Here is a 12,864-nt window from a genome sequence, read left to right as displayed (position 1 = left end):
GTCGCTAATCCACACAACCCTACCAGTTTTTCCAACTCTGCCGCCCGCCTCTGAATAATGAACGGGCACATCTGATCCATGCAGCTCAACAGATGGATGGGGCCGACTCCGTGTGAAACCCGGTCGGCTCGTCGTATGCCTCCTGATATGGGTGATTCTCTTCCCTATCGCGGTGGGCGACTGGTTGACTATCGCTGCTCTTGTCCGATTCCTGCCGGACTGCCTCTCTCATAATGGGTGAGGCTGACGATAGGGAGTAAATATGCGTGCTGGCCCGTGCTTTTACACTCCGTTACATCTGCTCGTCCTGTGACCGCCCCATAATGGCCCCTGATCCCCTAACCCTGTGCGATGGGGGGCGGATCAGTAGTCGATAAGGTGGAGATCACGAGCAGTTTCCTGTCAGCACGGAGGCCTGGACGACGGATGTCACAGAGCGTATCAAACCAGGTGATCAGACGAATGCTGGGAGCCTGCCAGCAGCAGGGGGGCGATCCCGATGCCATTTTGATGGCGGGCGGCCTCACGTCGTTCGACATCGAGCGGGAGCAGGGCCGGCTGCCGGCCCATAGCCACTACCGGATGCTGCAACTGATGCAGCCCTATCTGGCCAGTTTTCACGAAACCATCCTCTCCTACGACATCGGCCAGCTCTACCAGCACTATCCACCTCTCATCAGCTTGTGCCTGAATCAGCCCTCGCCGCGGGCTGCGCTTGAGGTGCTGCTGGCCTATCGCCCCATCATCGGCAGTTGTGACGAGCTGCGGGTGCTGCGGGGGGCGCAGGCCAGCCAATACCTGTATGTCAATCAGGGGCCCGCCAGCCTGGGGGCGAGTCAGGCTATCCCCAACTTCATCATCCTCTACCGAATTTTGCGAGTCTATCTGGCGGATCCCCGGGTCTCGGTGGGCTTCACGGGGCGGCCGCCACCGCGCCATCAGTTGCTGGACCAGTTCTTCGCCACCCGCTGCCGCTGGGAGCAGGAGGAAAACACCCTGACCATCGACAACGCACAACTCGACTGTCCCAGCCAGTGCTACAACGAGCCGCTGGGTTATCTGCAATTGGCTCAGCTGGCGCAGATCTGTGCCGACATCGCCGAGCGGGCCCCCTTTGCCTGTCTGGTGGGGGAGCGGATCCGCCACAAGATCCGGGAAGGGGGGCTGGAGAGCGACGAGAGCCTGCTCAAGGAGGTGTGCACGGCCATGAATGTCAGCCGCTGGACCCTGAATCGCAAATTGCAGGGAGAGGGACGCAGCTTCTCAACCCTGCTCAGGGAGGCGAGGGTGAGCGAAGCCTGCCGCTTGCTGGGGGAGGGTGATCAACCGCTACAGAACATCAGCGATCGGGTCGGCTTCTCGTCCCAGAGCGCCTTCAACCGCTTCTTCAAGGCCAACACCCGGATGACGCCGCTGGCCTATCGCAACTCCCTCCAATAAAAACGGGACCGGCGCAAGGCCGATCCCGTGGTCGGGTCATTGCTGGGCCATTGTCGGGCAAGGCCGGGCTGGGGGCCCGGCCGTGCCTGCCTTTGTTAGCGGGTGATGGTGGTGACGCTGGCGGGATCCACCCCGGTCGGCAGTGCCAGTGCCCCCGGCGTGGTGTTGCTCACCACGATCTCCTTGCTCACCGTGAAGCTGACCGGCGTGCTGGCGGAGACATCCGATGAGGGGCTGATGTAGGCGCTGTAGCGGCCCGGCTCCACGATCCACTGGTTGCTGGCCTCATCGAAGCTGGCGAGGATGCTGGCCGGAATGGTGAAGCTCAGCTGTTCGCTGGCCCCCGGTGCCAGCTGCGCCGTCTTGGAAAAGGCCTTGAGCTCGATGAGCGGTTTCTTCAGCTTGACCTCGGGGGCGGTCACATAGACCTGGGCCGCCTCCTTGCCTGCCATGGCGCCGGTATTGGTGATGGTGGCGGTCAGCACCAGGCTGCCGGTTGCACCATCGGCCAGGGTATTGCTGGCGATGGCGGGGCTGGTGTAGCTGAAGCTGGTGTAGGAGAGACCGAAGCCGAACGGGTAGGAGACCGCCTGCTCGAAGGTGCTGTAGTAGCGATAGCCCACGTAGATCCCCTCGTTGTAGTAGAGATCGTCCGGTTCGCCGTCCCCGTCGGTGTCCTCACCCGGGAAGGTGCCGGCGGAGGGAACGCTGGCGTAGCTGTGCGGGAAGCTCTGGGCCAGCTTGCCGCTCGGGTTGACCGCGCCGGAGAGCACGTCCGCCACCGCGTGGCCGGTCTCCTGGCCAGCCATGTAGGCCAGCAGGATGCCATCCACCTTGTCGCTCCACTGGGCGGTATCGATGACGCCGTTGACGTTGAGCACCACCACCACCTTCTTGCCCTGGGCGTGGAAGGCGCTGCTCACCGCGTCGATGAGGGCGCGCTCGTCATCGCCGAGCAGATAGTCCCCCTTGCCACTGCTGCGATCCGCCCCTTCTCCGGCCTGGCGGCCAATGCTGATGACGGCGGCTTGCTGGGTGGCGGCCGCATTGGCGATCAGCGCCGCCAGCTCGCCGCTGATCGGCGCCTCGGCGCAGGTGTAGTAGCCCTTGGCGCCAAATTGCCCCTCGTGATAGACCTTGTTGTTCTCGTAAAAATCGCGGTAGTAGCTCGCAACGCCTCGTTGACCGGGAAGCGTGCTGCCAGTCCCTGCGCGATGGTGGTGGTGCTGGCGGCGTTCACATCCCCGCTGCCGGTGCCGCCCTTGTAGGTGTTGATCTGATTGATGCCGAAGCTGGCCAGGGTGCTGCTTGCCGCCAGCGGCAGGGCCGCGGCCTCGTTGCGCAGCAGCACCATGCTCTCGGCGCCGGCCTGACGGGCCAGTTTGGCATGGGCGGTCAGATCCGGGCTGTTGCTGATGGCCAACTGGCTGTAAGAGGGGCTCTTCATCACCAGGGTCAGGATGTGGATGGCGGCCTCGTTCACCTTGGCCTCGTCGAGATCGCCGTGCGCGATGGATTGCTGCAACTGCTCCTTGACGTTGCCCGGCTCGATCAAATCTTGCCCCGCCAGCACCTGCTTGTAGGCGTTGTTGGCCACGTCGCCGGCAAACCAGTCGGACATGACTAGGCCGTCAAACTTCCACTCGCCGCGCAGAAGGTCGGTCACCGCATCCTTGCGCTCGTTGACATAGGTGCCGTTGACCTTGTTGTAGGAGGTCATCACCGCCCAGGGCTGGGCCTCGTCTACCGCTATCTGGAAGCCGCGCAGGTAGATCTCGCGGAAGGTTCTCGGTTCGCCGATGTCGTTGATTTGGTTGCGGTTGGTCTCGGAGTTGTTGCCGAAGTAGTGCTTGATGGTGGTGCCCACCCCGTTGCTCTCCACCCCGTTGACCATGGCGGCGCCGATTTTGCCGGTCAGCAGGGGATCTTCCGAGTAGTACTCGAAGTTGCGGCCATTGAGCGGGTTGCGCTGGATGTTCATGCCCGGAGCCAGCAGGATGTCGACCCCGTACTGGCGCACCTCGTCCCCCATGGCTTCGCCGACGGCCTTGACCAGCTTGACGTCCCAGCTGGAGGCGAGCAGCGAGCCGATGGGCCAGGCGGTAGCGTAGTAGCTGGCGCTGTCATCGTCGCGGTTGGCGTTGATCCGCACCCCGGCCGGCCCGTCCGCCAGTTTGAGGGCCGGAATGTCGATGCCGTCCGCGCTGCGCAGCACGCCGTTGATGTAACCCGCCACGCCGGGCACGTCCTGCTTGACGTTGATGGCGCCGTTGGCACTGCCGTAACCGGGGCCGGAGAGCAGGTCCAGCTTCTCGCTCAGGGTCAGCTTGGCCACCATGGCCTCGGCCTGGCCACGGTAATAGGCATCGTCCTTGACCAGGGGATCCGAGTCATTCTGGTTGCAACCGACCAGCAGGCCGGCCAGCGCCAGGCTGATACCCAGTGAAACCGCTTTCAATTTTGTGGTGATAGGCATGAAGACGTCCTCGTAACTGTCTGAATAAAAATAAAAAGGAGATATCGACACCGGGTGGAAGGCATCCGCCCGGGCTGGGCCGCTCTGCTGGCGGCTGCCATTGGATATCGCAAGGAAGGCCGAACGGACCCGTGGGCTGGCGTTTGGCTGCAGGCAGGTTAACAAGCCGGGCGAGGGCCGCCTTGCCCCGGGGGAGCGAGAAATGTGCCGGCGGGAGCAAGGGGGCCGAGTTGTGAGCTAGGTCGCATCGAAAGGCGGTGCCAAACCAAGGGTGGAAGGTGGCAAGAGGGGAGAAGGGCAGGGGAGATTGGGAAAACGGGTGGCCTGATGGCCAATGAAGATGACCGCGGGCAACACGCGAGGGGGCCGGCGGCCCCCTCGAAGATCAGCTGATATGCCCGGGCAATGGCCCGGGACGGCTCACTTGGGCTGTTTGAGGGCCCCGGCGAGTTCAATCTGCACCTTGACCCCCTCCTGCTTGAGCGCCGTGGCGACGGCGTTCAGATCGGTACCCGGCTTGGCTTCCAGCAGGGCGATGCCGCCGCTGCTCTGCTTGAAGCGCAGGCCGTGACGGCTGGCCAGTGCGCTGGCCTGGTCGTCATCGGCTTCCACCAGCAGGGTGCCGCTGACGGTGAGCTCGGGGCTGACGGCCCCCTGCATCAGCACATCGCCACGGTGCAGGGTCTGCAGCGGTTCCTTGCCATCGAGACTGCGGGTGGTTCGCGACTTGCTGCCATGGTCGGGGATGAGGTAAGTCTGGCCATTTACCTCTATAGTGCGGTACTGCTTGCCCTCCAGAGTCACGGCTTCTGCCGCCACAGCATTAAGCACGAGGGGGGCCAACAGGCTGGCCAGCAGTAAGGTAACCGGTTTGTTCATGATAAAATTCCTTGCTTGTTAGCTGTGGTTGGCGTTGTGGCCAAGGATCCGCAAGGACCACTCGATCAGCTTGCCTGGCTGGCGGTTGTTGCGCTCGGTCAGGGTGGTGCGCTCACGGGTCTCGCGATTGAGCAGAGAGACCTGACGGGTACCGTTGGCAACGTCGGTTACCTCCAGTCGCCATGTGCCTTGCGCCGGTTCACCATAAAACTTGTGGGAGAGCAGGCGCATGTCACGCAAGCCCTTGGTACGCACATAACCCAGCTTTTGCAGATCGAGCGACTGGCCAACCAGGCTGTTGAGCGGGTTCAGCAGTATGCTGCGGGTACCGGCGGGGGAAACCAGTTCGATCAGCAGATCGGGCAGGCGCTGATGATCCAGACTCACCATCACCTGAACCGCTTCTACCGTCAATGGTGTGGCAATGCGGGTTGTCGAGCTGGTCGGGCTGTTGCCTACATCCGGGATAGTGGCGGCACTGCCGGTGACATTGATCTTCTGCCATGGCAGCTGTACCAGCGGGGGGAGGGGCTGGTGATTGGCTGCCAGCTCAAGGGCCTTGTTGACGTCAATCAGACCAAAACCGTAAGTCGGGCTGAACCACATGCCGGCGGCATTGCGCTCCCACCCTTCCAGCCCTTTCATATCACGCACCTTGCCGGTGCTGCTGGTGTAGCTGACCATCACAGGTTTCTGTGTGGCATCGACCCGGGTTGCGCTGCGCGCCAGCAGATCCCGCAGGTCACGTACCGACAGATCCGGGTAGGCGGACATCAGCAGCGCCATGGCGCCGGAGGTGCTGGGGGTGGCGGAGGAGGTGCCGTTCATCACACCGTTGTAGTCGCAGCTGGCATCCAGTTGCGGGTTGCCGTGCAGCCGGTTGGTGCTGGGATCGTCGGTGCGGTTGTAACCCATGTCGCAGCCGGGCAGATCCGTGGTCACCATCGCCGGAGAGTCGGTACCGTATTCGCCGCCGGTCGCGCTCAGGAAGATGTTGCTGCCGACGCTGGAGTAGGAGGATCTGACGCCATCGGCGTTGAGCGCGCTCACCACCAGGTTCCAGAAGTTGCTGTTGGAGGGATCGAGGTTGCTGTTTTCAAACGGCAATTTGGGGCCATTGCCGGTGCGGTTAAGCACATAGCCGCCCGCCGCTATCTTGTTGAAGCCGTTGCCGGCGGCCTTGATATAGGCCGCGCCCTGCGCCTTGAGGGTCTGCTGTTCAAACAGACGATCAAGCTGGGATTGATCCAGAGAGTTGGCAGAGCGGGGATCCACCAGGCTCATGCCGTAGCTCTGGTTGAAGACCCGATTGTCGCGGCTGGCCTCGCTGTCGCCAAGGGCGTAGAGCCAATCCTGCTGCAGCTGTTCACTCTCGTCATCAAGCAGATTGAATCCCTGCAACTGGGCGCGGGGGGCGATCCCCTTGGTGCCTATGGTGTTGTCCACCGCGGCGATAATGCCCGCCACCGAGGTGCCATGGGCGGTATCCGGATTGGTCGGGGTCGGGTCATCGCTGCCGGTTACCACATTTTTTGAACCCGGACGCACGTTGTCCGCCAAATCCGGGTGGCCGATGGCCAAGCCATCATCCACTACCGCGATATTTATACCCTGTCCCAGCACGCCGGTACGGTGTGCCCACCAGAGGTTGAGGTCATTGCCTGCGATTCCTGCCCTGGCACTGAAGCCATCCTGGCCGCTGTTGAGCAGATACCACTGCTGATCCTGCAGCGGGTTGATGCCGAGCAGGCAGCGTTCCGTGCTGCTGCGGCCAGTATCCAACCCGCTCTCCTTACCGCTGAGCGGGACACAACTTTCACTTGCCTGAACGAGTGCAACTGGCAGTGTCGACAGCAGCGCTGTGACCGTCAGCGCTAACGATGTTTGCTTCATTATTTTTAAACTCCATCTTATAGGGCACCTTCCTGGGTGCGAATGGAATCTACACATGGATAATGAAGAGTCAAAAGAGCCCGTTTTCATAAGTTTGATAAGATTCAAAGAAATCTGATCTTTTTTGTGGTAGGTATTCCATTGAGGCTTTCAGTGTGCTCTATTGAGAGCATTTATCATTTGCTATTATTGATCTTTCTGTAATTAACTGGCGTGGGTTGCAACCTGCTTTCGTGACTGTCCGATGCGCCGGCTGTGTGGGCATCATCTTGGCTCCCTTCTCTTTATCACCTGGCTTATTACCTTTCTCGTTTTTGTTGCTTGGCACCGGGCGCTGACTCTGATAGCTTGCTTTAAATGGCCGTTTAGATGTCTGGATTTCCATTTTCGACTCTGACAATCCGGCATCACTCGATAAATCTGCAGACAGGGAGTCTTTTATGTTGCGTGGTACCTTCCGCTTTTGTTCCGTATTGTTGCTGGCAAGCAGTCAGGCCGGCATCGTCCTGGCAGCCGATCCGGCCAAACAGGAGATTGTGATTGGCACTACCGTGGGGGATTTTGCCGACATGGTGACCGACTCCATCAAGCCACAGCTGGAGGCCAAGGGGTACAAGGTCAAGCTGGTGGAGTTTACCGACTATGTCTCCCCCAATATTGCGTTGGCCGACGGGTCGCTGGATGTGAATTGTTTCCAGCACAAACCCTATCTTGAAAGCTTTGCCAAGGATCGGGGGTTGTCGCTGGCACCTATTACCCAGATGCCAACAGGCCCGATGGGGCTCTATTCCGGCAAGCTGGTCGCTCTCGACAAGGTGAAAGAGGGGAGTACAGTGGCCATCCCCAACGATCCCACCAATCAGGCGCGGGCGCTGTTGATGCTGCAGGATCTCGGCTGGCTTACTCTCAAGGAGGGGATCAATCCGCTCAAGGCGAGCGAATTTGATGTAGTGCGCAACCCGCACAACCTCAAGCTGGTACTGCTTGAAGCTGCACAACTACCTCGCGCTCGGGAGGATGTGGATTTTGCGGTGATAAACGGCAATTTCGCCGCCTCCAGCGGTATCCCCTTCACTGAAGGTCTCTTCCTGGAGCGTAGCTACGACTTTATCAACTGGGTGGTGGTAAAAAGTGCCGATGCGGACAAGCCCTTTGCCAAAGATGTGGCAGCAGCCTACAACTCGGCGGCCTTCAAGGACTATGCGATAAAGCGTTTCGTCGGCTACAAGTACCCGCAAGGGTGGGGGGGCTAAAGCCGGTCAGGGTGGAACGATTACGATATGGCATAAAAAACGCCCCGGATTCGGGGCGTTTTACTGGGACAAAACCATCAGTGCCAAGGTCAATGATTGCGATAGAATCGGTTCAGCTCGTTCATCACCTGGATCATAGCGCCCATATCGGGAGTGCCATGTTTGATCGGACGATAGCTGTTGCGCTCCAGCAGTTCGAAGTCACCCTGTTTGTTGAAGTGGGTGATGGTGTCGCCTTCATAAATAGCGAAGTCGTTCTGATCCCCGGCCAGTAGCCAGTTACGCGGGCTGGTGTCGAACAGAGAGCGCCCCACACTGTAGTCCCGTGGCGGGTTGCGCACGCCCAGCAGGCTCTGCATCAGGGTCGGGGCCAGATCGAGATGGCTGCTCGGTCGCTCCACGACCTGGCTGCCACGTCCCGGCCAGGCAATTACCATCGGCACCTGAACCTGATAAAGGGAGTAGTTGTTGCCAGCGCCCCAGCTGTTGCTATGGGTATCGTTGAACTCCTGGCCATGATTGGAGGTGATCACCACCACAGTATTGCTGTCCATCCCCTGCTGTTGCAGCTTGGTCAACATATCTTCCAGCAACTGATCGGTATAGAAGACCGAGTTTTTGTAGCGATTCTCCAGTTTCTGCAGGTTTTCCGGCCGATAGGCGGTGGCCGGGTTGAAGTTGGTCAGCTCAGGCTGGAACGGCCCCTTCATGGTCGCGGGAAGTTGATAGTCGCCCGGGCTGGAGAGGTAGACCAGCGAGAACCAAGGGCGCTCCGGGGTGCGCTTCTCCAGCCACTGCTGCCAGTCGATCAGCAGCTTGCCATCATCGACCTGTTCGGAGACAAACACCTGTTTACGCAGACCGGAGAGGATGCTCTTGCGATACTTCTGGGCATCTTCCATCGCACCGAACAGCCCGAACTGGTAATCCTGGCGCAACATCTCGTCAAACAGCACCGGTGGACGCTTGTCGCTGCTGATCTCTTTGTAGTAGTGGCCGGGCAGGCCGTAAAAGAGGCCGAACATGCCCATCAAGTCGTCGTTTCCGGCACTGAGGTGATTGCGGAACGTCAGATGCTGATCCGCATAGCGCTGCAGATTGGGCATGTTGATGTTGTTGAGCATGTCAAAGCGCAGGGAGTCGACCACCACAATCAGTAGATTGCTGTGGGTCTGGGGGGCATTGACATTGAGCGGGCGCAGTGGGTAGTGCATCCTGCTGTCGCCTTCATCTCGCTGGGAGGCCGCCTGCTTCTCGTACTGATCCAGATCCAGCCAGCCATGTTTGGCCAGGAAGGAACGGGCCGTCATGGGGTAGGAGAGTGGGAAGTTGGCGCGCTGCATGGTGATGGGCTGATAGAGAGTGGCATCCGCCCAGCTGTTGACCACGTGGGTCAGGATAAAGCAGATCAGCAAGGCCAGCCCCACCTGATTGCCGTACTGACGGCGTTTGCGCTTGTTGATCTTGCGCCAGACATAGGCCGACAGCAGCAGCTGCAGCAGGAAGATGGTGGGGACGGCAATAAAGATAATGCTCCAGATCGAGCCCTCTTCGGTCTGGGCTTGATCCAGCAGCAATTGCCACACCTGGGCATTGAGGTGGAACTTGAATAGCCGGAACACCTGGGTGTCGATCAGCAGCAGCACCAGTGCCAGTGTCGCCACAATGGCGGAGATGAAACGCAGCGGTTTCTCTTTGGGCAGCAGGAAGCTGAGTGGGAAGATCGTCAACAGGTAAGTGACAAAACTTAAAAAAGAGAAGTGGCCAATCCAGCTTACAACGAGATAGACCACGCCAAGCGTGGTCGACGGCCAGTTGATGGCACCCAGATAGCGGGTGGCAATCAGCATGGCCAGAATGATGTTGAAGAAGGAGAACCAATGCCCCCAGGTGATCAGGCGAGAGACATTATCACGATAGGGGTTACCGGTTTCGACCATAGTGATCCATCTGCGTTGAGAAACGTCAAATCAACAGAGTCGCAGGACTCAGTGTGTGTCATGGCGGTTATCGACCGATGCGGTCAGGGCCTGGACAAACTTTTCAGTGATGGCCTGGCGTTGTGCCGGAGCCATACCATTGATGATATTGGTGGTCAGGTTGCCGAGCACCATCAGACTGAGATCCACCGGCGCTTTATGCTTTTCCAGGGCGGTGATCAGGTCGTTCATCAGGGCGTCAAACTGCTCGTTATTGTACTTTGATACGATGGGCATAATCTTCAGTTCATCTCGGTTCAAAGCGCCTTATAATACTTCACCCTTTCGGCTAACACTATGGCTTTGTGACATGAGTCTCGATATCGACAAGATCATTCTTCACTCCCTGCGCCAGGGCGGCGATGGTCAACCTCACGCCGACACCCGCAGCCAGCTTCTGCCTGCTGACGAGGCAGTACAGGGGCTGATGGCGGAGCTGCACCGCATTTACAATGGCAAGGGGGGCAAGGGCTTTGGCTTTTTTGCAGACCCCGAGGCCGCCGTCGCCGAGCTGGCTGACGGTGAAGAGGCTCCCAAACAGCCTTCTCCCCTGTTTCGCATTGCGCTGGAAAAACTGCTCGACGAGCAGCTCGAATTCGTCCCCTTCTCGGTGGAGATGACCCAGCTGCTGGTCAGGCAACTGGTGGAGCACGCCCTTGACGAGCAGGGGGTACTGCTGTTTGCCAAGTACAACTACGTGGGGGTTGACTACCTGATGATCGCTCTGCTGGAAGGCAAGGAGAGCGTCACCGTCAGCGAAGCGCTGGAGTTGCGTCATATCCAGTATCTCGATATCGGCAAACTCAATCTGGTGGCTCGTATCGATTTGACCGAATGGAAAACCCAACCGGATTCGCGCCGCTATATCACCTTCAGCAAGGGACGTATCGGTCGCAAACTGGGCGATTTCTTTATGGATCTGCTGGGGGCCCGTGAGGGGATGGATGCCAAGGTGCAGAATAAAGGCTTGCTGCAGGCGGTAGAAGATTATTGCGACAGTCGCCAGCTCGAACCGACCGAGCGCAATGACTATAAAAAGCAGGTCTTCAAATATTGCTCCGAACAGGCGAGTGCCGGTGAAGAGATCGAGATCAAGGAGCTGTCAGCAGAATTGCCCGGCGATGGCGATCTCGATTTTTACAGCTTTATCGGTCAGGAGTATGAGCTGGAAGAGCGTTTCCCGGCTGACCGTTCCACCCTGCGCGGCTTGACCAAGTTTGTCGGCTCCGGGGGCGGCCTGACCCTGAGCTTCGAGCAGAAACTGTTGAACTGCAGGGTGTTTTATGACCCGCAGACCGATACCCTGACCATCAAGGGGGTGCCGCCAAATCTCAAGGATCAGCTGCTGCGCCAGTCATAATGTGATCCGGCCTTCATTTTTGGCAAAAAGACACCGCAGTTCGCTGCGGTGTCTTTTTATTTAATGGGGCAGGGGGCAGCGAAACCAACTCGGTGCTTTGTTAACAAATTAAACAGAATTATCCATGTGAAAGGGTTTTCAATGAGGTGAAAACCCTTTCAATCGTGTTTTTTTATTTCTATTTGGTAATTTAATTTCTTGCGTTGGCGAGAAATATGCCAATAAATGGCGCTAACCCCCTGAAATAAGAAAATGTTTTCAAAACTTTCTGGAAGGAAATACGTAATTGCATTTCAAAAATGCGAGTTGCGTCATGTGAGCCGTTTGCCGCTTGGGATAATATTCATCTCGCACACAATGCTCTTACAGCGCGGAACTAATACAAGGAAAGGCTCATGAAAAAGAAATTGCTGTCATCCCTGATCGGTCTGGCCACTCTTGGCGTCGCTTGCTCTGCTACTGCTGCCATCGATGAAGGCCAGCTGACCATCTGGATCAACGGTGACAAGGGATACAACGGTCTGGCTGAAGTGGGTAAGAAGTTTGAAGCAGAAACCGGCATCAAGGTTACTGTGGCTCACCCGGATCAGGTTGAAGTGAAATTCCAGCAAGCCGCAGCCACTGGCAACGGCCCGGACATCTTCTTCTGGGCTCACGACCGTTACGGTGAGTGGGTCAAAGCCGGTTTGCTGGTCCCCGTGACCCCGAACGCTGCCACCAAAGGCAAATTTGAACAGCTGGCATGGGATGCCATGACTGTTGATGGCAAAACCTATGGTTACCCGGTTGCCATGGAAGCGGTCAGCCTGATCTATAACAAAGACCTTCTGCCCGAGCCGCCGAAAACTTTCGAAGAGATCGCCAAGATTGACGAGACTCTGAAGAAAAACGGCAAGCGCGCCATCATGTGGGCTTATGACACCCCGTACTTCAGCTACCCGCTGGTGGCTGCCAACGGTGGTTACGCCTTCAAGAAAACCGCTACCGGTTATGACGTTAAAGATACCGGCGTGAACAATGCGGGCGCCAAGATGGGCGTGGGTTACATCTCCGAGATGATCAAGTCCGGTCACCTGGAAAAAGGCATCGACTACGGTGTGATGGACGCCAAGTTCAATAAGGGCGAAGTGGCCATGATGATCAACGGTCCCTGGGCTTGGAGCAACCTGGACAAGAGCGGCATCAAGTACGGTGTAGCACCGCTGCCGACCTTGAATGGCAAACCGGCTAAAGCCTTCGTTGGCGTACTGGGTGCCACCATCAACGCCGCCAGCCCGAACAAGGATCTGGCCATCGAGTTCCTGGAAAACTACCTGTTGACCGATGCCGGTCTGGCGCCGGTTAACGCCGACAAGCCGCTGGGTGCAGTCGCGCTGAAATCCTTCCAGAAGACCCTGGAATCCGATCCGCACATCAAGGCCACCATGCTGAACGCCCAGGCTGGCGAGCCGATGCCGTCCGTTCCCGAGATGAGCCGTTTCTGGTCCTCCTTCGAAACAGCCCTCAAGAACGTGACCTCCGGTCGTCAAAGTGTTGATGAAGCACTGGATACCGCTGCCAAGCGTATCGTTCAGTAAGCTTGCA

General features: G+C 58.5%; 8 protein-coding genes and 1 pseudogene. 4 read left to right on the top strand and 5 right to left on the bottom strand.

What is annotated here, in order from left to right; genetic code table 11:
- Positions 1 to 462: 462 nt before the first annotated feature.
- On the top strand, positions 463 to 1,440 hold the full coding sequence (locus G5195_RS09995; protein WP_421236084.1) for a helix-turn-helix domain-containing protein: 978 nt from the start codon (positions 463 to 465) through the stop codon (positions 1,438 to 1,440).
- 95 nt (positions 1,441 to 1,535) lie between these two features.
- Here G5195_RS09995 and G5195_RS09990 read toward each other — a convergent pair.
- The 3 genes and pseudogenes from G5195_RS09990 to G5195_RS09980 all read right to left on the bottom strand — a co-directional run bounded on the left by G5195_RS09990 (position 1,536) and on the right by G5195_RS09980 (position 6,688).
- Positions 1,536 to 3,916, bottom strand: a pseudogene (locus tag G5195_RS09990) (beta-glucosidase).
- Between the two features lie 420 nt (positions 3,917 to 4,336).
- Positions 4,337 to 4,798: a serine protease chaperone gene (locus G5195_RS09985; RefSeq protein ID WP_421236086.1), complete on the bottom strand. Its 462-nt coding sequence runs from the start codon at positions 4,796 to 4,798 to the stop codon at positions 4,337 to 4,339.
- Between the two features lie 15 nt (positions 4,799 to 4,813).
- Positions 4,814 to 6,688 (bottom strand): S8 family serine peptidase, encoded by a 1,875-nt coding sequence (locus G5195_RS09980; protein WP_421236083.1) that lies wholly within the window; start codon positions 6,686 to 6,688, stop codon positions 4,814 to 4,816.
- Between the two features lie 440 nt (positions 6,689 to 7,128).
- On the opposite strand from G5195_RS09980, the gene G5195_RS09975 reads away from it, so the two are divergent.
- Entirely contained in the window at positions 7,129 to 7,941 is an 813-nt protein-coding gene (locus G5195_RS09975) for a MetQ/NlpA family ABC transporter substrate-binding protein (RefSeq protein ID WP_421236082.1), read from the top strand.
- A gap of 89 nt (positions 7,942 to 8,030) precedes the next feature.
- Here the strand turns inward: G5195_RS09975 and G5195_RS09970 are convergent, their stop codons facing one another.
- Both G5195_RS09970 and G5195_RS09965 read right to left on the bottom strand, forming a co-directional pair.
- A complete protein-coding gene (locus tag G5195_RS09970) occupies positions 8,031 to 9,881 on the bottom strand; it encodes a DUF3413 domain-containing protein (protein ID WP_005344698.1) in 1,851 nt (616 codons plus the stop codon).
- Positions 9,882 to 9,929: 48 nt separating this feature from the next.
- Positions 9,930 to 10,157, bottom strand: a complete 228-nt coding sequence (locus G5195_RS09965) for a YejL family protein (RefSeq protein WP_005344699.1) — start codon at positions 10,155 to 10,157, stop codon at positions 9,930 to 9,932.
- Between the two features lie 73 nt (positions 10,158 to 10,230).
- Here G5195_RS09965 and yejK point away from each other — a divergent pair, with 73 nt between their 5' ends.
- Both yejK and malE read left to right on the top strand, forming a co-directional pair.
- Positions 10,231 to 11,280 (top strand): nucleoid-associated protein YejK, encoded by a 1,050-nt coding sequence (gene yejK / locus G5195_RS09960; protein WP_337073030.1) that lies wholly within the window; start codon positions 10,231 to 10,233, stop codon positions 11,278 to 11,280.
- 395 nt (positions 11,281 to 11,675) lie between these two features.
- Positions 11,676 to 12,857 (top strand): maltose/maltodextrin ABC transporter substrate-binding protein MalE, encoded by a 1,182-nt coding sequence (gene malE / locus G5195_RS09955; protein WP_005344703.1) that lies wholly within the window; start codon positions 11,676 to 11,678, stop codon positions 12,855 to 12,857.
- Positions 12,858 to 12,864: the final 7 nt, after the last annotated feature.

The organism is Aeromonas sp. 601039, from assembly GCF_049174415.1.
GTDB classification, from domain to species: Bacteria; Pseudomonadota; Gammaproteobacteria; order Enterobacterales; family Aeromonadaceae; genus Aeromonas; species Aeromonas veronii_A.
Note: the sequence above shows the minus strand (reverse complement) of the source record. Positions and strands in the feature narration are given on the sequence as shown.